The sequence below is a fragment of the Maribacter sp. TH_r10 genome, assembly GCF_033101095.1.
Taxonomy (GTDB): Bacteria; Bacteroidota; Bacteroidia; order Flavobacteriales; family Flavobacteriaceae; genus Maribacter_A; species Maribacter_A luteus.
In genome coordinates, this window is the sequence record NZ_JAWMPY010000011.1 from 20193 (window position 1) to 45710 (window position 25518).

20 protein-coding genes and 2 tRNA genes are annotated in these 25518 nt (G+C 39.8%); 12 read left to right on the forward strand and 10 right to left on the reverse strand.

The window, feature by feature from the left end:
• Positions 1-711: 711 nt before the first annotated feature.
• The 4 genes from rpsT to proS form a co-directional block, all read right to left on the reverse strand.
• Positions 712-963 (reverse strand): 30S ribosomal protein S20, encoded by a 252-nt coding sequence (gene rpsT, locus R3X28_RS18160; protein WP_154367482.1) that lies wholly within the window; start codon positions 961-963, stop codon positions 712-714.
• A gap of 42 nt (positions 964-1005) precedes the next feature.
• Positions 1006-1080, reverse strand: a tRNA-Glu gene (locus R3X28_RS18165).
• A gap of 59 nt (positions 1081-1139) precedes the next feature.
• Positions 1140-1211 (reverse strand) — tRNA-Glu (locus tag R3X28_RS18170).
• A gap of 167 nt (positions 1212-1378) precedes the next feature.
• Positions 1379-2854, reverse strand: a complete 1476-nt coding sequence (gene proS, locus R3X28_RS18175) for a proline--tRNA ligase (RefSeq protein ID WP_317666256.1) — start codon at positions 2852-2854, stop codon at positions 1379-1381.
• 95 nt (positions 2855-2949) lie between these two features.
• Here proS and R3X28_RS18180 point away from each other — a divergent pair, with 95 nt between their 5' ends.
• Both R3X28_RS18180 and R3X28_RS18185 read left to right on the forward strand, forming a co-directional pair.
• Positions 2950-4275, forward strand: a complete 1326-nt coding sequence (locus R3X28_RS18180; RefSeq protein WP_317666258.1) for a hypothetical protein — start codon at positions 2950-2952, stop codon at positions 4273-4275.
• Positions 4276-4314: 39 nt separating this feature from the next.
• A complete protein-coding gene (locus tag R3X28_RS18185) occupies positions 4315-5820 on the forward strand; it encodes an OmpP1/FadL family transporter (protein ID WP_154367476.1) in 1506 nt (501 codons plus the stop codon).
• Positions 5821-5901: 81 nt separating this feature from the next.
• Here R3X28_RS18185 and R3X28_RS18190 read toward each other — a convergent pair whose 3' ends face one another.
• Together R3X28_RS18190 and R3X28_RS18195 are read right to left on the reverse strand one after the other, a co-directional pair.
• Positions 5902-7320, reverse strand: coding sequence for a T9SS type B sorting domain-containing protein (locus tag R3X28_RS18190; protein WP_317666268.1), 1419 nt, complete (start codon positions 7318-7320; stop codon positions 5902-5904).
• A gap of 127 nt (positions 7321-7447) precedes the next feature.
• Complete coding sequence (locus R3X28_RS18195; RefSeq protein ID WP_317666269.1) at positions 7448-9256, reverse strand: T9SS type B sorting domain-containing protein; 1809 nt, start codon at positions 9254-9256, stop codon at positions 7448-7450.
• Between the two features lie 133 nt (positions 9257-9389).
• Here R3X28_RS18195 and folE point away from each other — a divergent pair, with 133 nt between their 5' ends.
• The 6 genes from folE (at position 9390) to R3X28_RS18225 (ending at position 14107) form a co-directional block, all read left to right on the forward strand.
• Positions 9390-10070, forward strand: coding sequence for a GTP cyclohydrolase I FolE (gene folE / locus R3X28_RS18200; RefSeq protein ID WP_154367470.1), 681 nt, complete (start codon positions 9390-9392; stop codon positions 10068-10070).
• Positions 10071-10085: 15 nt separating this feature from the next.
• A complete protein-coding gene (cysS, locus tag R3X28_RS18205; protein WP_282054448.1) occupies positions 10086-11567 on the forward strand; it encodes a cysteine--tRNA ligase in 1482 nt (493 codons plus the stop codon).
• A gap of 36 nt (positions 11568-11603) precedes the next feature.
• Entirely contained in the window at positions 11604-11843 is a 240-nt protein-coding gene (gene yidD, locus R3X28_RS18210) for a membrane protein insertion efficiency factor YidD (protein WP_154367466.1), read from the forward strand.
• 242 nt (positions 11844-12085) lie between these two features.
• Complete coding sequence (gene lgt / locus R3X28_RS18215; protein ID WP_154367464.1) at positions 12086-13048, forward strand: prolipoprotein diacylglyceryl transferase; 963 nt, start codon at positions 12086-12088, stop codon at positions 13046-13048.
• 32 nt (positions 13049-13080) lie between these two features.
• A complete protein-coding gene (locus tag R3X28_RS18220; RefSeq protein WP_411556621.1) occupies positions 13081-13575 on the forward strand; it encodes a DUF192 domain-containing protein in 495 nt (164 codons plus the stop codon).
• Positions 13576-13579: 4 nt separating this feature from the next.
• Complete coding sequence (locus tag R3X28_RS18225) at positions 13580-14107, forward strand: GNAT family N-acetyltransferase (protein ID WP_317666271.1); 528 nt, start codon at positions 13580-13582, stop codon at positions 14105-14107.
• 35 nt (positions 14108-14142) lie between these two features.
• Here R3X28_RS18225 and R3X28_RS18230 read toward each other — a convergent pair whose 3' ends face one another.
• On the reverse strand, positions 14143-16914 hold the full coding sequence (locus R3X28_RS18230; protein ID WP_317666273.1) for a phosphoenolpyruvate carboxylase: 2772 nt from the start codon (positions 16912-16914) through the stop codon (positions 14143-14145).
• Between the two features lie 205 nt (positions 16915-17119).
• On the opposite strand from R3X28_RS18230, the gene R3X28_RS18235 reads away from it, so the two are divergent.
• The 3 genes from R3X28_RS18235 to R3X28_RS18245 all read left to right on the forward strand — a co-directional run bounded on the left by R3X28_RS18235 (position 17120) and on the right by R3X28_RS18245 (position 19684).
• Entirely contained in the window at positions 17120-18361 is a 1242-nt protein-coding gene (locus R3X28_RS18235) for an ATP-binding cassette domain-containing protein (protein WP_317666275.1), read from the forward strand.
• A gap of 77 nt (positions 18362-18438) precedes the next feature.
• Positions 18439-18825: a hypothetical protein gene (locus R3X28_RS18240; protein ID WP_317666277.1), complete on the forward strand. Its 387-nt coding sequence runs from the start codon at positions 18439-18441 to the stop codon at positions 18823-18825.
• A 478-nt stretch (positions 18826-19303) separates the two neighbouring features.
• Positions 19304-19684, forward strand: a complete 381-nt coding sequence (locus R3X28_RS18245) for a hypothetical protein (RefSeq protein ID WP_154367452.1) — start codon at positions 19304-19306, stop codon at positions 19682-19684.
• A 59-nt stretch (positions 19685-19743) separates the two neighbouring features.
• Here the strand turns inward: R3X28_RS18245 and secDF are convergent, their stop codons facing one another.
• The gene (secDF, locus tag R3X28_RS18250; protein WP_317666280.1) at positions 19744-22716 is read right to left on the reverse strand and encodes a protein translocase subunit SecDF; all 2973 of its coding nucleotides are present in this window, start codon (positions 22714-22716) and stop codon (positions 19744-19746) included.
• Between the two features lie 157 nt (positions 22717-22873).
• Positions 22874-23800 (reverse strand): malate dehydrogenase, encoded by a 927-nt coding sequence (gene mdh, locus R3X28_RS18255; protein ID WP_317666282.1) that lies wholly within the window; start codon positions 23798-23800, stop codon positions 22874-22876.
• A gap of 251 nt (positions 23801-24051) precedes the next feature.
• On the opposite strand from mdh, the gene R3X28_RS18260 reads away from it, so the two are divergent.
• Positions 24052-24429, forward strand: coding sequence for a hypothetical protein (locus R3X28_RS18260; protein WP_154367446.1), 378 nt, complete (start codon positions 24052-24054; stop codon positions 24427-24429).
• Positions 24430-24504: 75 nt separating this feature from the next.
• Here the strand turns inward: R3X28_RS18260 and R3X28_RS18265 are convergent, their stop codons facing one another.
• Positions 24505-25509: a DUF6588 family protein gene (locus tag R3X28_RS18265; protein ID WP_317666284.1), complete on the reverse strand. Its 1005-nt coding sequence runs from the start codon at positions 25507-25509 to the stop codon at positions 24505-24507.
• Positions 25510-25518: the final 9 nt, after the last annotated feature.

The window sequence follows — 25518 nt, forward strand, 5'->3', positions numbered from 1 at the left end:
CTCTTTTGCGCCATGGCCTTATCAGTGTCGGTCTATACATATCGATGGTATTACCATAGTGTTTTAAAATACTTGCCTATATTGATAGGCTATACCTTTCTTACCGAAATACTTGGGCTGATAATTTTCGAGTTCGAAAATATACAGATAGTCTTAAGGGATGGGTATTCTAATTACAACAACTTGATTTACAATGTTTTTGATATCTTGTTCTTTCTATACTTCTATTATATTTTTTGGAAGACCTTTACAGATCGGAAAATGAAGTCAATTGTACTTATAGGTGGATTATTGTTTATACTTACCAGCCTGATCAATCCTTTTTTTCAGGATTTTATACTTTATGCCCAATTATGGGCATCATCAATAGGCTCACTTGTATTGATACTATGTATTTTGTTATTCTATACCCAAACAAAAACAAGCACATCAAAAAACAATAAATTTTCGGTACTGCTAAGATGGATCAGTCTAGGTTTACTGGTCTTTTACATTTTCTACCCCATCATTCTAATTATAGGTCATTTAGATTATTCACTGTATCAAAAATTGCATATAAGACAGCTACAACACTTTTTGATTGCCGTGATGTATCTTGGCTTTATTTTAGGTTTCTTACGAATGCGCAGGTACCCGACGAAAAATATATAAACAAAAAAAAGCCCAGATGGTCTACCATCTGGGCTTTTTAAATAGATTGGATAATAAAGTCTACAAAGCAGCAACGTGCTTTGCCAACTTACTCTTTAAGTTCGCCGCTTTATTCGTATGTATGATATTACGCTTTGCAAGCCTATCGATCATACTAACTACTTCCGGATACATTTTCACAGCATCTTCCTTGTTCTCTTCACCACGTAATTTTTTAATTGCATTACGGGTTGTTTTGTGTTGATACCTGTTACGTAAACGAACAGCTTCATTTCTTCTGATTCTCTTTAATGCTGACTTGTGATTTGCCATCTTCTCTTTAAATTATGTTTTTAAGACAATTGTCTTTTTACTTGGTAGTCCGTAGGGGAATCGAACCCCTGTTACCAGGATGAAAACCTGGCGTCCTAACCCCTAGACGAACGGACCTTAATATTAGGAAAAAACTCGATTATCGCTTTTACCCCAATTCTTTTCAAATAACCTTGTAGTCCGTAGGGGAATCGAACCCCTGTTACCAGGATGAAAACCTGGCGTCCTAACCCCTAGACGAACGGACCATTACTCTGCACAAAATGCGGATGCAAAAATACAATTATTTTTAACTATCGCAACACCTGCACATATTTTTTTTACATAATCTCAAATATATGTATTTCTTCATTAAAAAATACATGCTATGGTAAACTTAAATACGGGTAAACGAGTTGCTTAAAAATACATGCAATTAATAAGCCTTGGCAAATAGTACCCTTCTGGCAGATGGCTCACCTGTAACCATACATCGGCCTTCTGTCTTATCACCTTCAATCGGTATACAACGAATTGTTGCCTTGGTCTCTTCTTTCACTTTATCTTCCGTGGCGGTTGTGCCATCCCAATGGGCAGAAATGAAACCTCCTTTTTCTTCCAATACTTTTTTGAACTCTTCATAGGTTTCTACCTCGGTAATATGCTCCTCTCGGTAATCCAAGGCCTTGGTATAGATATTATTCTGAATGTCATCCATCAGGAATTCGATTTTGGCTATTACCTCATCCATAGGAACTGTTTCCTTTTCAAGCGTATCGCGCCTAGCCACCTCATAGGTTCCGTTTTCCATATCGCGTTGGCCAATGGCCAAACGAACGGGAACCCCTTTCAATTCATATTCATTGAACTTGAACCCTGGTTTATAGGTATCCCTATTATCATATTTGACCGAAATACCCTTGGCCCTTAACTCCTTCACCAATGGATTTACCCTTTCCGATATGGCATCCAACTGATCAAGCCCTTTGTATATAGGAACGATAACCACTTGAATAGGTGCTAATTTAGGTGGTAATACCAGTCCGTTGTCATCACTGTGCGTCATGACCAAAGCCCCCATTAAACGAGTGGAAACACCCCATGAAGTTGCCCAAACAAATTCCTGTTTACCTTCTTTGGATGCGAATTTCACATCAAAGGCCTTGGCAAAATTCTGTCCAAGAAAATGCGATGTCCCTGCCTGCAAAGCCTTTCCATCTTGCATCAAAGCCTCGATACAATACGTTTCCACAGCGCCGGCAAAACGTTCACTTTCTGTTTTCAAGCCTTTTACTACCGGTACGGCCATATGATCTTGGGCAAATTCGGCATAAACATTCATCATACGTTCAGCTTCTTCAACAGCCTCTTTTTCCGTCTCATGGGCCGTATGCCCCTCTTGCCATAAAAATTCCGCCGTTCTTAAAAAGAGACGTGTACGCATTTCCCAACGAACCACGTTAGCCCATTGATTGATCAATAAGGGCAGATCCCTATAGGATTGTATCCACTTTCTATATGTGTCCCAAATAATGGTCTCGGATGTAGGCCTTACGATTAATTCTTCTTCTAATTTAGCATCCTCATCTACGATAATACCGCTGCCATCTTCCGCATTTTTCAGTCTATAATGGGTAACAACCGCACATTCCTTGGCAAAACCCTCAACGTGACTGGCTTCTTTACTTAAATATGATTTTGGAATGAACAAAGGAAAATACGCATTTTCATGTCCGGTCTCCTTGAACATTTTGTCCAATGCCGCCTGCATTTTTTCCCAGATGGCAAAACCGTATGGCTTTATGACCATACACCCTCTAACCCCGGAATTTTCAGCTAAATCAGCCTTAACAACGAGTTCATTATACCATTTGGAATAGTCCTCACTTCTCTTAGTCAATTTTTTACCCATTACACGTAGTTTGGCACAAATCTTGTGTTATTATTATCAAAATAGTTCGGTAAAACTAACTATTTTTAACATGTTCAACAATAAAAATCGATACCATGATACATTCTCTACCACTCTCAAGAATCCGCAGTGCGTCCCTTCTTGTCCTTTTGGGCATTTTGGCAGTTTCCTGTGGTTCGTACCAGCAAGCCTCTTATTATGATAATGATGGCATTTATGAAGATGAAGATGTTAGGGTGGTCGAAAGAGCTCCACAACAAGTTCAACAACGAAAAAACAACGACCCATATCAAGATTACTTTGGGCAAAAAGCCGATGAATATGGTGAAATACTCGACAGCGAAGTGTTTACCGATATCGATGGGTATTCCAGTGAATCGGAATATGACAGCATTCCTCAAAGCGAAGCCTTAACCGATTATTATCAACCCGAAAATGACTACGCAGGTTATGGTGGCTGGGGTGACAATTCTACAGATGTAAGTATCAATATTTACGGCAACAATTGGAATACTTGGGGTTATGGTGGATTCTATGGTAATTATGGCTGGGGATGGAATGACCCATGGCTGTGGAACAACTGGGGCTATGGTGGATATTACGGATGGGGAGGATTTTATAACCCATGGGGTTGGAACAACTGGGGTTGGGGTTGGAACAACTGGGGCTGGGGAGGCCGTTACGGTTATGGATGGAATTCCCCTTACTACCGTTACGGATATGGTTACGGTTATGGATATAACAATAGGCCTTATTCAAGATATAGGAATTATGCATTGAACAGGAGTAGAAGGGGCTATTACAATACCAACTCCATTGCAAACAACAATTCTGCCCGCAGTTTAAGAGCAAGATCAAATGTAAATACACGCGGTACGTCTCCAAGATACAGGAGCAGTAGTACAACAGCTAGGACAAGTGGTGTTCGAAGCAGTACAGGAACACGAAGTTCCAGCACATACAGAAGCAGTTCAACAGCACGAAGAACCGTTGGTGTAGACCAAAACAGGGCATACCGCACCAGTAGGAGCACAAGGGCCACACCACGATATAACTCATCTTCTAGGAGCAGTAGCAGCAGATACTATAACAGTTCTAGCCCAAGAAGCAGCACTTCAAGAGCCACAACACCAAGAACCTCTACATATAGAAGTTCAGGTAGTCGTACAGGAACGTCACGTACGTATAGAAGCTCTGGAAGCAGTACAAGAAGTTCACAATCGTACCGAAGCTCAGCTCCAAGATCAAGTAGTTACAGGTCGTCCGGTAGTTCTAGTGGCCGAAGCAGCAGCTATAAATCATCGGGCAGTAGTTCCCGAAGCAGCAGCAGCTATAGAAGTTCTGGCTCTTCAAGTTCTTCCAGATCATCATCCGGGCGTTCATCCAGTTCATCACGTAGTAGTAGTGGAAGAAGAAATTAATGCTGACATTTATTATACCGAGATAAAAAACCATATACGATGAAAAGATATTTAACTTTCATAGTGCTACTGGCCTGCACGGTTGCAAGTGCACAGAATTTAAACGATGTATTACGATACAGTCAGGAAAACCTGCAAGGGACTGCCCGTTTTCAAGGTATGGGTGGTGCTTTCGGGGCTTTGGGAGGCGACCTCTCGGCCTTGAACATCAATCCTGCCGGATCTGCCGTTTTCAATAATAGCCAGTTTACCGTTTCAGGATCTAATTACCATACGGATAACACCGCAACATATTTCGGTACCGGCAGAAGTGCAAATGAAAACAATTTCAACCTGAACCAAGTGGGAGGTGTTTTCGTTTTTAAAAGCAGGAATGATTCCGATTGGAAAAAAATGGCCCTTGCCATTAATTATGATATGGTACAGAGTTTTGATGACGAGTATAGGATATCAGGCACAAGTGACCAAGGTATAGATAACTACTTTTTGAATTATGCTGATGGTGTAGTACCATTTAACTCTATATTAATACAAGATGGGGAATATATAGAAAATGCATATTTGGATATTGGCGCATATCAAGGATTTACCGATCAACAGGCGTTTTTAGGGTATTATGGCGGTATTATTGATCCCGTGGGTGAAGATGATACTACTACCGACTATATTAGAAATGCTTCATATAGTAACGTTAATCAAGATTATGCTAGATACACTTCTGGTTACAACAGTAAATTCAATTTAAATTTCGCCACCCAATACCAAAATAACCTTTACTTAGGTGCTTCCTTGAATTTCCATACGGTTTTCTATGATCAATTCGACGAAATCAGGGAAACCGGTTATGATTCGGGATCTGCCATTCAACGAACGGATTTTTCAAACTTTTTACATACAGAAGGCTCTGGATTCTCATTTAATTTGGGGGCAATTGCCAAAGTAAACCAGAATATCCGGGTCGGTGGTAGCTACCAGTCCCCTACTTGGTATCGATTAACCGATGATTTATCGCAACGGATCAATTCTGATTTGGCGGATAGTGAAATCAACTTTATCAACCATGACATCATTAATCTTTTTGAAGAATATACCATTAAGACGCCAGCTAAATTAACAGGTAGTGTGGCTTTAATTTTCGGTAGGGACGGACTTCTTAGTTTTGATTACGACTACCAAGACATGTCCCAAGCCGAATTGCGCCCTACCAGCGATTCCAGTTTTTCAACGGTAAATTCAGAAATCGCCAATAACCTCGACGGGGTTTCCTCTTTTAGGCTGGGTGGTGAATATCGCATAGAACGTGTTAGCCTTAGAGCTGGCTACCGTTTTGAACAGAGTCCGTATGCCGACGGCAACAATATCGGTGATTTAAATGCTTACTCAGGAGGTATTGGTTATAATTTCGGAGGCAGTCGTTTAGACCTTGCTTATAATAGGACCGAACGTGATTATAATCTACAGTTGTTCGATACCGGCTTACCCACCCCGGCCCTTATCAACAAACAAAATACAAATATCACCTTAAGTTACACTTTGAATTTTTAGCCAAGCATAAATTAAGACACTATCAAACAAAAATGCCCTGACGTAACGTCAGGGCATTTTTTATATCCGTATAAAAGCGTTTTATCTTTTCAATGTAAAATGCGTACGCAAGGTCCTAGCCACAATAACACCTTCCTCATCCCGTGAATAATCCATTTTAAACCAATAATCGGATGAAGGCATGGGTTTACCATTAAAAGTTCCGTCCCATCCTATGGTCGACGCATCTAACTGTTTTATCAATTTACCATAACGATCGAATATATGTACAACCGGGTCTATAAGTGTCTCTATCCCCTTAACATTCCAATAATCATTATACGTATCGTTATTTGGCGTAAAGAATTTAGGATAACCTACAACTAAAAAATCAATCGGTTCGGTAGTTCCACAACCATTTACATCATTTATAATCACCGAATTAATTCCTGGGGGTACGTCATTGAAAACAGGGTTTTCTTGAAATTCACCACCGTTTATCGCATATTCATAGTCACCGTCACCAATAACAACGATCTCTACATTATTACTATCGGCCAAATCATCAAGTATGATTACTTCATCCAAAACTGGGGTGCCATAATAAGTAATCAATATATCATCGGTTATGACCGTTGCCAAAGAGGTTTGGATTTCAACGAAATAACGTCCGGAATTAGGGCTTGTAACCGTTAGTTCCGTTTCCGAAGGGCCATCTGCCAAAGTAGCATCCACCACACCATCATCTTCATAATCCACAGTCCATGTCACATTGGTGATATCTGGCCCAGCCGGGGAATTAAGGGCACTCAAGGTTATATCCGGATCACCCTCACAGGCAACGATATCCAATCCCAAAAATTCATCCCGAAGGGTACAGTCCAGTGCGTTGTCTTGATCTGCATACACAGAACTACCCGTAAAGGTCAATGAAAACTGTTCGGGATCACCATCAAAATTTGTATTGAAATTATTGATAAGAATATAATAGATTTCACCTGGAATCACATCCAACCATTCATCATAGGTATTCTGGCTACCTTTTACAAAGGGTCCTCCGGCAACGCCGTTTTCGGGATTAACCCCTATACCCGTAAAATTGGTATTGTTTACTTCGTAGTTACATCGAATTGGTTGGGCCGTACCATTACTGATACTTGCACAATCAACATCAGGACCATAAACGGCAAAATCCCACTCAGCAGTAGGTGTTCCCGTTCCTCCAATGGGCAAAGCTTCGATATCAAAACCGACTTGACCACCGGTACCGGCCCTAAAAACAAACCATGAAGTGTTGTTTTCAATATTGGCAGAACTGACACTTCCTTTTTCCAAACAACCACTTTGCCGAATCACATCGGGATCAAAATCATCGATATCACCACTACCATCCACAAAAGGCATTATAGGTTCCCCATCCGCACAAACGGGAATGGCGCTTCTACAATCCGGGGAGTTTTGGGCGTTTAAACCCGTATAAGACAGGAATAAACCACAGAAAACAAAAATGAGTGTTCGCATAGAAAATGGGGCTAACATTGTACCAGTAACAACTAGTATAACTCTAGCACCCCTATTTTATTATATTTTGACGGAATTTTATGTCGTTAATCGATAAAATACAGGGATATTATCATTTAACAAGCATCTACCTTTTAAGAGAAAAGTGATTATTGATATATTTTGCGAAGGACCGTTCCCCACTAGAATCCGTATAACTCAATTTAAACCAATAATCAGATGAGGGCAGTGCTTTCCCATTGTATGTACCATCCCACCCTATGGTATTTGCATTAAGCACTTTCACCAATTTACCAAAGCGGTCGTAGATACTCACAATAGGGTTTTCTAGTTCCGAAATCTCCAATATATTCCAATAATCGTTTTTACCATCGCCGTTTGGAGTAAAGAATTTCTGAAATCCGACCACAACAATCTCCTCGGAAACCATTCCACAGCCATTAATATCATTAATGGTTATCGTATGCGGACCAGGTAAAACATCGACAAAAACATTAGATGTTTGAAAATCCCCCTCATCTAACTGAAACTCTATATTTTCAGTGACATTCGTTAAAACTGTTACTTTATTATTGGCTTGCAAATCTTCGATCAACACATTGGTTATTACAGGTGTTACCGACCTAGCAACTACAATAGTCCTAGAATCACTACAGGACAATCCTCCCTGTGAATTAGTTGCCGTTAGCAAATAAGTCCCTTCTTGAGAAACCTCAAGACTGGATGAAGTCTCCCCTGTATCCCACAAATAGGTATAGTTTGGGTCTGGAGGTGTGGTTTCCCCTATAACGATACTTGGGTTTCCATCACACAGAAAAACCTCTGTATCAAAATCCATCACAGGGGATTCAAGATTGGTCAACTGAAAATATTGTGACGCATCGTAACATTTGGGATTGCTTAAAGAGGTGACCCGCACATAAATGGTCTGTGAACTATTATCTGTTTCCAAGGATTTAGGCAAAAAATCAATGCCATTAACGGCATCAGCCAAGGTCGTGTGGTAACTCACAATAAACGCTGAAGGATCCTGGGTTCCCAAAACCTCAACATCCTTTTGTGAAAGGTCATAGGTCGTTGCCCCTGAGCATGATGAATCGTCGGCTACGGGAAACGCAACAGGATTGGCCGAAAAGCTCACTTGCACATCACTGACAATTGTGCTACCGTCTGAAAGTGCAGCATTGACCCTATATGTACCATTAGAAACTACCTCTAGCAAAGAACCATGTTCACCTACAATAGCCTTGAAACCACTACCTACATCTTGAAACCAATCGTAGTTAACCGCCGTTGCGGCAGAAGCGTCCAAAGTAATGATATCATTTTCACAGGCAGCCACGGGAGGCCCCAATAAGTTACTGATTATGGAACAATCCAAAGCATCATAAGGATTCGTTACAAAAATACTACCGGAAAACTGGATTGAAAACCCTGAATTGTTATTACTGAAATTATTGATCATTAAATAGTAGTCCTCCCCCGCTTCTACCTGGAGCCAATCCTCATACTGGAGATTTGCTACGGAACCGGTTGGATCCTCCCCCACGCCCATAAAGGAATCTTCATCTTTATTATCAAAAAAATTACAACGAACGGGTTCACCCAAAGCATTACAATCATTCGTTTTATACAAGGCAAAATCCCAGTCTTCCGAATCATCAAAGCCAATATTAAAACCCAACTGGCCCGAGGCCCCAGTCCTAAAACGATACCAAGCAGAATTCGATTCTATAGCCCCAGTAGTAGTTGCTTCAAGGCATCCGGTCTTTCTGGCCCCATTAAAATCATCGACCCCAAATCCTTGAGTACCCCCATTTATAGGAGTACTATTACAAATAGGCACGGCGTTGCCACAATCGGGAGCTACCTGCGCCAAAGCACAGGAAATCCCCAACATGAAGGTTAAACAAATCCAAATACCCTTATGCTTCATACATCGTTTAAGCTACTAGAACATAAAAATAACCGGCAATTTCCCTTAACACTAATTTATGTTGTGTATTAGGTCTATACAACTATAAAGTGCCATATAATGTATATCTTTGCCGTTCTTTAAAGTTTTTTAAATGAAAATTGACAGCACATTGGAAGAGCAATATGAGGAAATGGGAAACGACCATGTTTCTTCTGCCGAGGACACTCCACTACGTGAGGATGCGTTTGTATTGAGTGATGATGAAAAGATGGAAAGAATAAGGACCAACGTACGAGAGATAATGCTCACTTTAGGCCTTGATCTGGAAGACGATAGTCTAATGGGCACCCCTAACCGGGTAGCCAAAATGTTTGTAAAGGAAATTTTCAGTGGGCTAGACCCGAAGAAAAAACCCAACTCCTCTACCTTTGACAATAAATATAAGTATGGTGAAATGTTGGTTGAAAAGAACATTACACTGTATTCTACTTGTGAACACCATTTATTGCCCATAGTCGGTAGGGCGCATGTAGCCTACATCAGTAATGGCAATGTTGTTGGACTTTCAAAAATGAACCGTATTGTAGACTATTATGCAAAACGGCCGCAAGTACAGGAACGTCTTACCATTCAGATAGTTCGGGAACTCCAAAGGGTTTTGAATACTGAAGACGTGGCCTGCGTTATCGATGCCAAACATTTATGTGTAAATTCCAGAGGAATCAGGGATATAGAAAGTAGTACCGTAACCGCGGAATACGGAGGTAAATTCAAAAACGAAGCCCTTCGAAGCGAATTTTTGGAATACTTGAATCTAGAAACAAAGTTTTAATCTTCTTTCGCCAAAATGCAATTGTACCAGGAACAAACCCTAAAGATCACCAATTCACTTAGTGGTAAAAAGGAAATATTCAAACCCATAAACGAAGGTCATGTAGGCATGTATGTCTGTGGCCCAACGGTTTATAGTAATGTACATTTGGGCAACTGCCGAACTTTTATGTCCTTCGACATGATTTTCAGGTATTTGCGTCATTTAGGCTATAAGGTCCGCTATGTTCGTAACATTACCGACGCAGGTCATTTGGTAGATGATGCGGATGAAGGTGAGGATAAGATTGCAAAAAAGGCAAGATTGGAGAAAATTGAACCGATGGAAGTCGTACAACGTTATACCGTTGACTTTCATTACATCTTGGATCAATTCAATTTTTTACCACCAAGTATCGAACCCACGGCAACCGGCCACATTATAGAACAGTTGGAAATCATAAAAGAAATCCTTGAAAAAGGATATGCCTATGAGATCAACGGTTCCGTTTATTTTGATGTGAAAAAATTCAATGACACATTTGAATATGGAAAATTGAGTGGCAGGAAATTGGAAGACATGATTGCCAATACCCGGGAATTGGCCGCACAGAGCGAGAAAAAAAATCCTCAGGATTTTGCCCTTTGGAAAAAAGCCGAGCCGCAACATATTATGCGCTGGCCTTCCCCATGGGGAGACGGTTTTCCAGGATGGCATTTGGAATGTACGGCAATGAGCACAAAATATCTTGGGGAAACCTTCGATATCCATGGTGGTGGAATGGATTTGAAATTCCCACATCACGAATGCGAAATTGCCCAGGCCGAAGCCAGTAATGGCCATTCTCCCGTCAACTATTGGTTACATGCCAATATGCTGACCATGAACGGAAAGAAAATGGCAAAATCCACGGGGAACAATATACTACCTGGGGAAATTTTCTCAGGGGAAAACACCATATTAAGTAAACCTTTCTCGCCCTCCGTAGTCCGGTTTTTCATGATGCAGGCCCACTATACCAGTATTTTGGACTTAAGCAATGATGCGCTATTAGCCTCCGAGAAAGGATACCATAGATTAATGGATGCTTTTGACAACCTTAAGAATCTTGAAACCGACACAATATCCGATTTCGATGTTCCCGGATGGAGACAGAAATGTTATGACGCCATGAATGACGATTTTAATACCCCTATTCTAATCGCTCATTTATTCGAGGGGGTAAAACACATCAATCTTATCAAAGAAGGAAAAGAAAAGATAACCTCAACTGACAAAGACCTTTTACAACAAACCATGAGCGATTTCATATTTGATGTATTGGGCTTGGAACATAAAACGGAAAGTAACCAAGATTCGAACAAACTACAAGGTGTTGTTGAATTATTGATCGAACTACGAAACGAAGCCCGAAGCAATAGGGATTTTGCGACTTCCGATAAAATACGTGACCAGTTGTCGGCCATGGGAATTCAGTTGAAAGACGGTAAAGAAGGGACTACGTTCAGCGTATCCTGAACACTTAACAAGGAATAAATCCGATTTCATAAGGATATGGCATCGAAAATTACTTTAAAAAAAATTCTGATTGCCCCTTTTATATTATTGGTGAGATTTTACCAATATGCCATATCCCCTTATACTCCGGCAACATGCCGATACTCCCCTACCTGTTCCCAATACACCGTAGAAGCCTTACAAAAGCATGGTTTGTTCAAAGGTGGATGGCTGGCATTAAAACGAATCTTCAGTTGTCACCCATGGGGCGGTAAAGGTTACGACCCCGTACCATAAAAAGACAAATCCCAAAATCAAGTTCCAAGTACCAATATGAAAACCCTGAATTACCTTCTCCTTCTGAGAACAACCTAATAAAGTGACTCGATTTATTTTGAGTACTTAATTGAAAACAATTAGAACTCTCATAACAAAAATGGAAAAAATTTTATATGATAATATCAGTCTTATATCTATTTTCTAAAAGCGTAGCGGTCTAGCCCATCTATTTTATTATCTTAGCCTTTCAAATTTTACATATGCACTTTTTAGGCCTCATTTGGAATCCGAACGATACTTTGTTCAAAATCGGTTTCCTTCAGATAAAATATTACAATTTATTATGGATTATCGCCTTTGCAGTGGGGTGGTTCATCATGAAACGTATTTTCTCCAACGAAAAAAAGTCCGTTGAACAGCTTGATTCGCTTTTCATACATACCGTTTTGGCCACAATGCTCGGTGCGCGTTTAGGGCACGTTTTTTTCTACGATTGGCCATATTATAAAAATCATATAGCGGAAATACTTTTACCCATTCGAGAAAGTGCAGGCAGCACCCTGTTCGGGATCATAAATGGTTATGAATTTACTGGTTTCACAGGATTGGCAAGCCATGGGGCTGCAATAGGGGTTATCATAGGTATGTACTTGTACACGAGAAAATTTCCTGAATTCAAATTACTTTGGATTTTGGACCGATTGGTAATACCCGTATCCATCGGAGCTTTTTTTGTTCGTTTGGGCAACTTTTTCAATTCAGAGATCAATGGCAAAGTTACTGATGAATCCTTCATTTTCGCCACCAAGTTCATTCGGGATTCCGATGACATGCACCCGCAGAAAGCCATGGCCGTTACCAAAGAAAAAACGGTGAATGCCGCTTATGACGCCATTGCACATAAAGCTGAATTTGCGGAGTACCTAAATCAGATTCCGTATAGACATCCTGCCCAATTGTACGAAGGGGTGTGTTATATTTTCCTCTTTATCCTATTATACTTCCTTTATTGGAAAACCGATAAAAAGGATAAATTGGGATATCTTTTTGGACTGTTCCTGGTTATACTATGGACCATAAGGTTCTTTGTAGAATTTGTTAAGAAAAGTCAGGGTGGTTTTGAAGAAACACTAGGCCTATTATCCACAGGGCAATGGTTAAGCATTCCTTTCATTATAATCGGTCTTTATTTTATGTTGAGACCTAGTGCCAAAAATTCATAGTCGATATTCAACCTGGTCTTTACAAACATTGTATGATGAAAAAACATAGCCTCTTATTACTGCTTTTCTTAAGTATCTCGGTATTTTTCGTTTCCTGCAAGGAAGAAACCAAAAAAACCATTAAAACAGAAAAAATCTCTTTTACCAAAGAGGGTACGTTGACCATTTACAAAGCGCAGACCGATTCTGTCCTAACCAATTTGGACATAGAAATCGCCGAAACGGATTATGAGACCGAAACCGGTCTCATGTACCGAAAAAGTATGGCCAAAAACCATGGAATGTTATTTATATTTCCTGATGTGAGACAACATTACTTTCATATGAAAAACACCGAAATCGGTTTGGATATCATATTTATCGGTGAGAATATGAAGATTGCCAGTTTTCAGGAAAATGCCCAACCTTTTGACGAAAAAACCTTGCCATCCCAGGTGCCCGTAAAATATGCATTGGAAATCAATGCCGGTCTTGCGGAAGAATGGTTATTAGAGGTTGGCGATAGGGTCGAGTTCACGAAAGATTAAACTAATGGATTATCTTTTGCATGGAGAGAAATCTGAAAGACTTACCTATAGAAAGTTATTACCTTCCGATTTTGACCATTGGCTCCCATTCTATTCAGACCCATCAAGTTTTCAATATTGGTCCGAAGAAATAAAGAACCCCGTGCAGGCCTGTGAAAATTGGTTTGAGAAAGCCTTCTATCGTTACAGGAACAATCTAGGAGGCATGAACGCGCTTATCCTAAAAGATAATGGAACTTTTATTGGGCAATGCGGCCTCCTTACACAAACCGTTGATGATATTGAAGAGCTAGAAATCGGGTATTCTTTACTCCGACCTTTTAGAAACATGGGCTATGCGACCGAGGCCGCAATAAAATGCAAATCTTTCGCCTTTGAGCATAACTTGGCCAAGTCATTGATATCGATCATTCATATAGATAACAAGCCATCCCAACAAGTAGCACTTAAAAACGGCATGTTATTGGACAAGACAACCACCTACAAAGACAATCCCGTTCATATATACAGGGTAATCGTAGAAAAAGCTTAATTGCTTCGATATTTAAAGAATAATCCAGCCATTGATCAACCGGTATTTCGATTGGCGCCTGCTATGGCATTGATAGTCAACATCAGTTCTATCTGGGTCTTTTGGGCCGCTTCCGGGTTTTCAGTTTTTTCTACCCTCCATTTGCCTAAAAGCTCTATCTGCTTTTTATGCAACCTATCCATCAAAGGAGCCCTTAGGTGATTGGAATAGTAAAGATCCTTTCTCCTTTCCTCTATTGGTTTACCCGTAAGGTCATCCATATAAAAATGCATCAATTTCAACTCTGCCAAGAATTTTGATAAAAACTTATTCTTTAATTCCGCATTGGGCACCAATTCCGAATACATTTCCATCGTTTTCTCATCGGTTGCAACAAGACTACTGTCAACATTCGTAAATACATATTTAAGAAATGCATCTGTTTCCAGGGCTTTTTTAAGCTCTTCATATTCTGATGGCTTTGTGGTCTTCAATTTTTCCAAGGCCGACCCCAATCCGTACCAACTCGTCATATGGTAGCTCGCCTGGCTCCAAGAAAACACCCAAGGTATGGCCCTTAAATCTGCCAAGGTATTGGCGCCGGTCCTTTTTGATGGCCTAGAACCGATTTTACTGGTTTCAATAGCATCTATAGGTGTGGCGGTCCTAAAATATTCTATAAAACCTTCAGAATTTATAAGATTTGCATATTGGTTTTTACTCTCTTGGGCCAACCACTCGATAATAGTTGCATTTTCATGATAGCTACGCTCACTATTATTATCCATTAATGTTTTAGTCAATGTATTTGCTACCAACAACTCCAAATTGAAGGCCGCATTCATCTTGTGCGCATATTTCTGGGCAATGGTCTCCCCTTGCTCTGTCAGTCGCATATTACCATTTGGCGATTTAAAAGGAAGTGCCTTGATAAAATAATGCGTAGGACCCGAACCCCTACTTATAGATCCACCCTTACCATGAAAGAACCGAATGTCTATATTATACTCTTCCCCTAACTGTGCTAATTTGTATTGGGCTTTGTACAACTGCCAATTACTGGACATGATACCTCCATCCTTATTACTGTCACTATAGCCTATCATGATCTGTTGCATAGGTCTAGACAGTCCTTGTTGCTCTTGTTGGTATTTTAGAGAACGCTGAACAATCGGGTTCAAAAAGTATTCCGCCAGAATAACGGGACCGTTCTTTAAATCTTCTATCGTTTCCAAAAGCGGCACCACGTGCATTTTAGAAACCAATCCATCGTCTGACATAAATGTGAGTCCGGCTTCCTTGGCCAAGAGATAAACGGTCATTAGATCAGAGAAAGAACGCGTCATACTTACGATAAACGACCCTATACAGTTAAAACCATAAGTTGCCGTATGCTCCTCAATGGTTCTATAACATTCCATAACCGCTTTGGCCTCCTTATCCAATGGGGTTTTAAAGTGTACAAACGGCCTGGCATGCTGTAGCTCCTTTAACAAAAAGGCAGTCCTCTTTTCTTCATTCCATTCACTAAAAGAACTTTGCTCCCAATGGGCCGCTTTCAGTAACTGCTCTATGGCCTTATCATGAAATGTACTGTTTTGACGTATATCCAATGCAGCAAGATGAAAACCGAAAACCTCGACAATACGCAAAGCGGAAGTCACATCTTCATATGCGACTGATTTAGCCCCATAACTTAACAATTCATTTTGCAACAACCCTAGATCGGATCTTAACTGGGAAGAATGTATATAGGCCCCTTTGGTATTGGATAATTTGGTCGCATGGCCACGTTCTGTGTCTACTGGCAATTTCGCCAACATCAAAGAAATAATTTGCCTAAACGCTTCCCCTGTATTTCTTCCCAAAACCCTATTTCCTCTTTCGTCTCCCAATTCAGAAACCATCTCTAGGACACGGGTTTGGTAAGGTTTGGAGCAACCCTCCAAAGGAATACTAAAACTAAGTCGCCTAACCAACTCGTTTAGTTTTCTGCTTATGACCACAAAAGCATTGAGCCGTAAGTGCAGTAAAGTATTCTGGGTTACATCTGCTGTCACCAAAGGATGGCCGTCACGATCACCACCCACCCAGTTACCAAAAGTAATCTTAGGATAGGCATGGCTGCTTTGTATTGCTCCCTTATTCATGTCCAATATCTGAGCAGCCTGTACTAATCGCTGATCAATGATGGGAATGACCTCGGGAAACACATTGACCAAATAATGTACAATATTTCTCAATTCCGATTCTACATCGGGTTTTTCCAAATATATCTCACCTGTCTTCCAAAGACGGTATAAACTAAGTTTTATGGTATTCCTGATATTGGCTTTCTCATACTGGGAATACATGGTATTCTCCATTTTCACCAAAAGAAGGTAAAGCTCACGATGATGTTCCAATACCGTAGCCCTCTTAGCCTCGGTAGGATGCGCAGTTAGAACCGGTTCAACTGAGATTTCCTTCAAAATAGGTATGATCTCGTTTTCCCCTATACCCGCTTCTTTTAAAGATTTAAGGTTTGAAGCCCATAGACCATTAACGCCTGCTAGATCGCTTTCTTCCAAAGCCCTTCGCTTCTGCACGGCATTATTGATCTCGACCATATTCACCAATTGAAATATCAAGGAATACAATTGAAGGGTTTTAGGGGTAATGGGTACTTCCTGAAGCTGCCCCTCATTGATCCATGGAATTGATTTCGCAATTTCACGTTCACCGTTCTCAACCAATACTTCGTGTAAGGCCTCTAGTAAAAACCTAAGCCCCTTAAAAGCCTTACCCATTTCCTTCTCTACGCTCTTAAGTGTTATTGCTTCTTCCATTTCGATTCAATTTTAATCAGCTTTTTCAAGCACTGAAAATACCTCATAATATTCGAAAAACAAAGAGCATCTACAATAGAAAACATAAAATAATATTTTGATGACAATTGAAGTTATTATTAAGGGGCACAACCTTTCCGACCGGCCAACAACCTTTTATATGCCTTCTTTTCAGCGTATCTTTGATTAAAATTTCCTTTTAGAAATGAAAAAAGCAAAACATTGGGCCGTTTTCATCACGAACGAATCCAGAACAACGGATTTCATCAATGAAATTCTGGATGGAAAAGCCACGAAATATTTCGACGGACTGAAAGGCTTACAAGGTGCCCTTTTTTCAAAAATTGCCTTAACGAAACTAATTGACGAGGAAAGTAGACACGGTGATAGCGGACTAACCCTTAACCGTCCGCAAAGCCTACAATCCATGTCGAGTGGAGAACAGAAAAAAGCCTTACTCCACCACCTATTGAAATCAAAACCGGATTATATAATCCTAGACAATCCTTTTGACAATCTTGACAAACAGTACCAGACAGTATTAAGGGAAGAGCTTACAAACATTGCCAAAGACATAATCCTAATCCAAATTATAAGTAGAAAGGAAGACCTCTTACCCTTCATTCCCAACTTTATTGAACTTGTTGGAAATTCAATTATGGAACTACCCAACATAAAATCAATAACCTCGGTACATCATCAAAAACTAACCGGAGATATTCCCCCTCCCATAAAAGAAGCAGAATATAACCAAGATAATTTGATTTCATTAAAAGGAATTAATGTCAGTTATAACAATAGACCCATTTTAAACAATATCACATGGAAAATAGATAAAGGTCAATTTTGGGAACTCAGTGGCGAAAACGGTAGTGGAAAGACCACGATTCTTTCTATGATCACTGGGGAAAATCCAAAAGGTTACGGACAGGAACTTTTTCTTTTTGGGCAAAAAAAAGGAAGTGGGGAGAGTATCTGGGACATTAAAAAGAACATAGGGTACTTTACACCATCAATGACCGACAAATTCACAGGCTACCACTCGTTGGAACATATGATGATCTCTGGCATTTTAGATTCCATAGGATTATATGTATTACCTACCGAGGCACAGTTAAGACTTGCCAAGGAATGGCTTCAACTCATAGGGATGTGGCATTTAAAAAATACCCTTTTTCATGATTTGACCCTAGGCCAAAAGCGATTGGTGATGACCACAAGGGCCATGATAAAACATCCCTTATTGTTGATATTGGATGAACCGACAGCAGGTCTTGATGATGAATCTGCAGCACTATTGGTTTCTTTAGTCAATAAAATGGCCAACGAAACCCAGACTACCATCATATTTGTATCCCATCGTGAAGAAGCGGGTTTAAAACCACAGTATAAGTTTGTACTAAAAAGTAGTGACGAAGGCTCTTCAGGTAAAGTTGTTATTCCTTAACAATACACTTTTTTGGATAGACAACTGACGTTAATTTATTATTTTTCAACATATTACGCATTTGAAAAATAATTGAAATGCCTGTAGAATTAACCCCCCGACTACAAAAGGACCATTTAAAAATAGTACTAACTGGCCAAAGAACCTTAGGGCAAGAAGGTCAGGAAGGCATACGAATATGGACAGAGATTACCCGTCTGTGCGAGGTAAGTAATATGAATCGGATATTGGTTCGTTCAAAGATAGAAGGTCGTATACCACCAAGCAGCATGTTCGAAGTAGCCGAGGCCATAGATAAACTTTCTTTTGGCAAAGATTTTAAAATTGCCGGTGTAGGATCAAATCAAATCGAATATGCCAATTTATCTTTTTTTGAGAACTGCGCTTCCCGCCTGAATTATAAAATAAAATTATTCCTATCAGAATCTGAAGCCTTAAAATGGTTATTGAAAAAATCATGTTAAGCATATAGGTTCTTAAACTACGATCAGTGTAGTTTTTTTCTATGGTTTCCTTGTAAATAAAAACACATTATTTCAATTAATAGTTGAAAATTCGCTTTAACTGAAGTAAATTTGAACTTTTATTTTTTGTCCGTTTCAATGATGGATACGCGAACTGTTTTTTAACAGGGCTCTTTGAATTATTTTAATGTTTGCATCTAGTTTATACGAGATGTTTAGGAGGTCATATGGAAATGAATAAACAAAGGAGCAATATAAACCCACTGTGTACTCTTATTATATTCTTTTGAAAGAAACTTAGGTTATTTCAACGCCTATCCATATTTCCCCAATTCCTTTTTAAACCTGACAACTTTATTAAATATCATTATCCGTCAGTTTTGTACAAGAAACTGGAACATTAACTAATTCTGACTTTTAATGAAGATTGACAATGCATGGATTCAAATAAACCAAATCATATCAAAAACAACTGATTATGCCTATTACATTACGCTTAAAAGTACATGACGACTTTGTTGAAGCCGAATTTACCGGAACGCGGGATATCGATAATGAATTAGAGGAAACCCTCAACGCATGGTCAGAAATACCCCCGTTATGCAAAAAGCATGGATTAAATAAAATAATGGCGGTCACCCATTTAGACAAAAGGCTTAAACTTGACCATTCCTTTGCTCTTGCCGACAAACTCGTCGCAATAGGGTTTATGCCCGATTATAAACTTACTGCTGTTATCCCAAACGACAAGCTGCGCCTGGAATACGAGGTTTTGGCCACGTTTATCCGCAACTTTGGCTATGAGTGCGAAATATTCGCAACAGAGAAGGAGGCTAAAAAATGGTTGTTACACTCCTAAAAGATATAAAAAAAGGCCGCTGATCAGCGGCCTTTTTTTTTGCTTCTTTCAAATATTTCTTATGCCTTTTCCTCAGGACCACTAATCTTATTCTTTAAGGTATCGAACATTACGGGAGTTGCAATGAATACAGATGAGTACGTACCTACTACAACACCAACGATCATCGCGAACATAAAGCCTCGTAAAGATTCGCCCCCAAATATGAATATGGCCAATAACACTACCAATGTAGTTAACGAAGTATTCAAGGTACGACCTAAAGTACTATTTACTGCATTGTTGATATTGACACCACCATGCCAGCCACGCTCTCCGGTTATTTCACGAATACGGTCAAAAACAACCACGGTATCATTCAATGAGTAACCGATAACCGTTAGTATTGCCGCTATAAAAGCTTGATCAATTTCCATATTGAACGGCATTATCTTTCCGGTCAAAGAGAAGATACCCAACACGATCATAACATCATGGAATACCGCTACGACCGCTCCTAAAGAAAATTGCCATTTTCTAAAACGCAATAGGATATATAGGAACACCACAGCTAAAGACCCGATAATGGCCAAAAACGCATTCTTTTTAATATCATCCGCAATAGTAGGCCCTACTTTCACAGATTGCATAATACCTACGGCCTTATCCTCGCTCCCTAGAATAAAATCATCTTTCGACAATCCATCAGGAAGATATTTTTGAAGCGACGTATACAATTTAGTCTGAATCTCATCATCAACCTCCACACCTTCGACATCAACCTTATAAGGTGTTGTGATTTTTATCTGATTGGCCTCTCCATAAGTTTTAACATTGGTACCACTTCCGAAAACGGTATTAAGTTCAGAGGCAATCTCAGAAGGACTAACCTCATGCTCAAAACGTACTTGGTACGAACGTCCACCGATAAAGTCTACACCTTGTTGTAACCCTTGTCCAAAGAACAAGGAAAATATACTTACGGCGACCAAAATCAATGAGATCACATATGCTATTTTTCTCTTGCTCAAGAAATCGATGTTCAAATTTTTGAACAAGTTCTTCGTAAGTCCGGTTGAAAAATCCAAAGTTCTTCCTTTTCCACTTAAATACCAATCCACTAAGAGTCTAGTAATGAATATTGCGGTGAACAATGAAGTAACGATACCTATTAATAAGGTCGTTGCAAAACCTTTTATCGGACCAGTACCGAACAAGAATAAAATCAAGGCCGTTAAACCTGTGGTGATATTCGCATCCAAAATAGAAGAAAGTGCATTACCGAAACCATCGGCAACCGCTTGGGACCTTCCTTTGCCCCTATCCAATTCTTCTTTGATCCGTTCAAAGATCAGTACGTTCGCATCTACCGACATACCAATGGTCAAAACAATACCGGCAATACCAGGTAACGTAAGAACAGCACTTAAACTAGTTAAAACACCGAATATCAAAAGAATGTTCAACAACAATGCGATATCGGCGAAAAGACCTGCTTTACCATAGTAAAACACCATCCACACCAATACGATAGCCATTGCGATCAAGAAAGACATAAAACCGCTATTGATGGCCTCATGACCCAATGAAGGACCAACAACATTGGATTGAATGATCTCAGCTTTTGCCGGTAATTTACCAGCTCGCAATACATTAGCGATATCCTTTGTTTCCTCTACGGTAAAACTACCTGTGATTTCGGTACCACCACCGGAAATACCACCAACAACCGAACAACCCGGAGCTGTATATACTTTATTGTCAAGAACAACGGCAATGCCCGTGTTGTTGATATTCGCATCACTTGTTAACTTCTGCCACTCTTTTGCACCTCTTGAGTTCATACTCATCGATACCGCAGGCTTGTTGAATTCATCATAGGTATCGCGAGCATCACTTACCACATCACCACTTATCCTAGGTGAACCACTTCTATTTGATTTCAAAGCATACAGATCAAGCACTTCAACATCGTCGGAAGAAGGCCTTTCCCATAAGAACTTGGTAAATTGGATATCAGCTGGCAATAATCGTTGTATCTCCGGCATCCTAAGATATTCACCCACTTTGGCCGTATCTTTAACAGCGGCCCTGAACATGGCATGCGTACCTGGGTTAGCAGGAAGCAATATATCATACAATGGATTCACCTGAGTCGGAAGATCCAATGAATCGGTAACATCGGATAACAAGGAATCCAATTCTGATTCCTCTTTTACCGGTTCTTCGACCTTTTCCGTTTTAACAAGGGTTTTAAGCCTTTCGTTGGCAGCTACGATAAAGTTTCCAAAACTAGGATTGTTCTGTTCGTAGGTTTCCCAAAACTCCAATTGAGCGGTACTTGACAAAAGCTCTTGGGCCCTTGCAATATCCCTGGCCCCTGGCAATTCAACCAAGATCCTACCTGAATTACCTTCCCTTTGGATATTGGGTTGGGTTACCCCAAAACCATCAATACGTTCACGCAATACCTCAAAAGCGGAAACAATGGATTCATCTATTTTCCTACGGATAATGGGTTTAACCTCATCATCTGTCATTTGGAAGTTAATCTCATCGCTCAACGTCTTATTCGCGAAAATATCCGGTGAAGCCAATTTGGTATCTCCCTTGATATTGTCGAAAGCATCAAAAAAGAGATCTACATAGGTATCATCACTACTTTTCGATGCCAAATCGGCATCCGCCAAGGCTTTATTGAATATTGGACTCTTAGAATTATCCGCCAACCCTTTCAAAATATCCTTTACGGATATTTGCAGGGTAACATTGATCCCCCCTTTAAGGTCGAGACCTTTGTTCAATTCCTTCTTTTTGGCTTCATCATAAGAAGTAAACCCTAATATAGGATTGCTCCCTATAGAATCTAAATAACTGATTTCCAAAGCTTCCCTTTTAGAAAGATAATCTTCCTCAGCATTGGAAATTTTATTGGTCGCATATTCTTCAGCATCATTTTCAATCTTACTCGTAATGAAGGTATACGATAATTGATAGATACTAACAAGCCCGAATAAGAAGGCAAAAAGCTTTATAAGTCCTTTATTTTGCATTGGTTATGAATATTTTATGTGTGCTTTTCTCAACAGCCTGCAAATATATGATTTACCCTAAGAATTGGCAATATATTTGTAAGTTAATGTAAAAAACAAAGGCACCCTGATCAAATAAATCAGGATGCCTTTTGTAACATTATATTAAAGTGTTGTCTTAAACGTCTAAAAGTCCGTTAGTTTTCTTAACACCTTCTGCACTTTCTTTCATTTTAGTTTTTTCAGCATCTGAAAGAGGCACGTCAACGATTTTCTCAATACCATTCTTACCTAAAATAACCGGTACACCTATGCAAATATCAGAAAGACCATATTCACCGTCTAACATAGTGGAGCAAGGGAACATTTTTTTCTGATCACAAGCAATGGCCTGAACCAATGCGGATACTGCCGCACCAGGGGCATACCATGCACTAGTACCTAATAATTTGGTCAAGGTAGCACCACCAACCTTTGTATCCTCAACAACTTGTTGTAAACGATCTTCACTGATGAATTCAGATACTCTAACACTATTTCTAGTTGCTTGTGAAGCCAATGGGACCATTCCTGTATCACTATGACCACCTATAACCATACCATCGATATCGGATATAGGGGCTTCCAAAGCTTCAGCTAAACGATATTTAAAGCGTGCACTGTCCAAAGCACCACCCATACCTATAATTCTGTTTTTAGGCAATCCTGTTACTTTATGAGCCAAATATGTCATAGTATCCATAGGATTACTAACAACGATCAAAATAACATTTGGAGATTCTTTTACAAGGTTCTGTGCAACTGTTTTAACGATACCGGCATTTATTCCGATCAATTCCTCACGTGTCATTCCAGGTTTTCTTGGAATACCTGAAGTAATGACAGCGATATCACTACCTGCGGTTTTAGAGTAATCACTGGTGGATCCCGTGATTTTTGTATCAAATCCGTTTAAAGAAGCTGTTTGCATCAAGTCCATTGCCTTGCCTTCGGCATAGCCTTCCTTAATATCCAATATTACTACTTCAGAAGCAAAATCCTTAATGGCAATATACTCGGCACAACTAGCGCCTACAGCACCTGCACCTACTACGGTAACTTTCATATTATCTTGTTTTTATGTTGAAAATTTTAACGGTACAAAAGTACTGAATCGTGGGGAAAAAAATATGACAAAAATCAGTTTATATTTTTATTCATTTCCGACAAAGTGCACTCAAAATAGGGCAACTGTTAAAGGAATTTACCTTTCAACGAAGATATTCGAAATTTAGTGCAATTCATCGAATTTTAGCAATACCGATCACACCCTTTTCGTTCTATAATCATAAACCCCGAATCTATAATTACCTACAAATGAAGAAGCTATTTTCATTCTGTGCAATCGTTAGTATTATACTCGCTAGTAATTGCTCTAGAATACAAGAGAACAATGATCCTGTAATTGGAATTTGGTCAAGCGCATCTACCCTGACAGATGGTGACTCCGGAAAAGTATCAACTCGTTTTGAATGGATTTTCAACGATGCTTACCTTGGGCGCTATCACATCAAGGAAAATGGTACCGTCATTGCCAAGACCGATTTTAGATGGACAGAGGAAGACGGAGTATACACCATTACCTATCCTGGAATGGATGACAAGCCCGATGACAAGGTGACCATGAACGCAGTCACTGAAGAGCAAGCTACACTAGTAGATAGTAAAGGAGCTATACTTGCCATTAGGGAGTAAAAAACCTAATATGGATTAACATGAAAAAGCCCTGGCAAAATTTTTGCCAGGGCTTTTTTATTTTTAAACTAAGTGCTATCTAAAACCAAAATTGACACCTACAGATAAAGTATTGAATTCGGCCAATGCATAGTCGGCGTGCAACCTAAAGAATCCCAATTTCAATTTAGTTCCAATATTAGCCGTTACGCCATTGGCTTTTTTATCTATTGAAAAAGGATCTTCATAAGTTTGCTGAAAAGGTCCGGACTGCACAACATACGTACCAAGAACATCCGTTGTAGATTTTCCCGTAATATAGCCTAGACCGCCATAAAAATTGATAATAGGGAGCTTGGTGGATACCACGGCCTGAAAGACCCAAGTATTCACATCAACCTCCAATTTTTGGTCTTGACCAGCAACTATGTTTGAATTCGTAAAGTCATATGACCCATCTAAATGGGTATAACCGATTACCGCCGATATGGCAATAGGCAAAATCTTATCTGCCGGCAAATGTTTTGTAAGCTCATGCTGTATTCCAACGCCGTACATTCCAATTTCATAATCATCGGTACTTATCTTTGGCAAGAACCTCGCCTTGATTTCGGTACCTTTTATGAGTCCGACACTTGCTTGCACAAAACCCGATGGCACAAAATTGATATTTTCTGAAGCTAAACCGGTCGGTAGCTCAAAGTCCTCCCTGAACAATCCGTTTTCATCTTCTACATAGACCATCACATTTTCAATATCACCTAAAGAGGTCGATACCAATTTTGACGTACTACCGTCAACAAATTTCAGATTGTCATAATCGGCCACATTCATTTCAAAGGTCTTTTTATCGTCCTTGTTCTTAAAACCGGCCATATTCCCGATTATTGATATTTCGAACCCGCCCAGCGGCTTCGCATCTGCGGTATTGTACCAACCACTGGAAAGGCTATACATGAAACCTTCAGAGGCCGGAGCTATATAATCGGTTGTAAATCTTTCGGCATCATCGAGACCTGCCGCCAACACCTCATTGATATTGGATTGGGCCATGGCTTGGAAACCACATGCCACTGCTAATAGGGATAATATTCGTTTCATTTGTCTGAA

What these genes read in the sequence shown, in the direction of transcription:
- rpsT (WP_154367482.1), bottom strand. Translation starts at nt 963, where the DNA reads ATGGCAAATCACAAGTCAGCATTAAAGAGAATCAGAAGAAATGAAGCT.
- proS (WP_317666256.1), bottom strand. Translation starts at nt 2,854, where the DNA reads ATGGGTAAAAAATTGACTAAGAGAAGTGAGGACTATTCCAAATGGTAT.
- R3X28_RS18180 (WP_317666258.1), top strand. Translation starts at nt 2,950, where the DNA reads ATGATACATTCTCTACCACTCTCAAGAATCCGCAGTGCGTCCCTTCTT.
- R3X28_RS18185 (WP_154367476.1), top strand. Translation starts at nt 4,315, where the DNA reads ATGAAAAGATATTTAACTTTCATAGTGCTACTGGCCTGCACGGTTGCA.
- R3X28_RS18190 (WP_317666268.1), bottom strand. Translation starts at nt 7,320, where the DNA reads ATGCGAACACTCATTTTTGTTTTCTGTGGTTTATTCCTGTCTTATACG.
- R3X28_RS18195 (WP_317666269.1), bottom strand. Translation starts at nt 9,256, where the DNA reads ATGAAGCATAAGGGTATTTGGATTTGTTTAACCTTCATGTTGGGGATT.
- folE (WP_154367470.1), top strand. Translation starts at nt 9,390, where the DNA reads ATGAAAATTGACAGCACATTGGAAGAGCAATATGAGGAAATGGGAAAC.
- cysS (WP_282054448.1), top strand. Translation starts at nt 10,086, where the DNA reads ATGCAATTGTACCAGGAACAAACCCTAAAGATCACCAATTCACTTAGT.
- yidD (WP_154367466.1), top strand. Translation starts at nt 11,604, where the DNA reads ATGGCATCGAAAATTACTTTAAAAAAAATTCTGATTGCCCCTTTTATA.
- lgt (WP_154367464.1), top strand. Translation starts at nt 12,086, where the DNA reads ATGCACTTTTTAGGCCTCATTTGGAATCCGAACGATACTTTGTTCAAA.
- R3X28_RS18220 (WP_411556621.1), top strand. Translation starts at nt 13,081, where the DNA reads ATGATGAAAAAACATAGCCTCTTATTACTGCTTTTCTTAAGTATCTCG.
- R3X28_RS18225 (WP_317666271.1), top strand. Translation starts at nt 13,580, where the DNA reads ATGGATTATCTTTTGCATGGAGAGAAATCTGAAAGACTTACCTATAGA.
- R3X28_RS18230 (WP_317666273.1), bottom strand. Translation starts at nt 16,914, where the DNA reads ATGGAAGAAGCAATAACACTTAAGAGCGTAGAGAAGGAAATGGGTAAG.
- R3X28_RS18235 (WP_317666275.1), top strand. Translation starts at nt 17,120, where the DNA reads ATGAAAAAAGCAAAACATTGGGCCGTTTTCATCACGAACGAATCCAGA.
- R3X28_RS18240 (WP_317666277.1), top strand. Translation starts at nt 18,439, where the DNA reads ATGCCTGTAGAATTAACCCCCCGACTACAAAAGGACCATTTAAAAATA.
- R3X28_RS18245 (WP_154367452.1), top strand. Translation starts at nt 19,304, where the DNA reads ATGCCTATTACATTACGCTTAAAAGTACATGACGACTTTGTTGAAGCC.
- secDF (WP_317666280.1), bottom strand. Translation starts at nt 22,716, where the DNA reads ATGCAAAATAAAGGACTTATAAAGCTTTTTGCCTTCTTATTCGGGCTT.
- mdh (WP_317666282.1), bottom strand. Translation starts at nt 23,800, where the DNA reads ATGAAAGTTACCGTAGTAGGTGCAGGTGCTGTAGGCGCTAGTTGTGCC.
- R3X28_RS18260 (WP_154367446.1), top strand. Translation starts at nt 24,052, where the DNA reads ATGAAGAAGCTATTTTCATTCTGTGCAATCGTTAGTATTATACTCGCT.
- R3X28_RS18265 (WP_317666284.1), bottom strand. Translation starts at nt 25,509, where the DNA reads ATGAAACGAATATTATCCCTATTAGCAGTGGCATGTGGTTTCCAAGCC.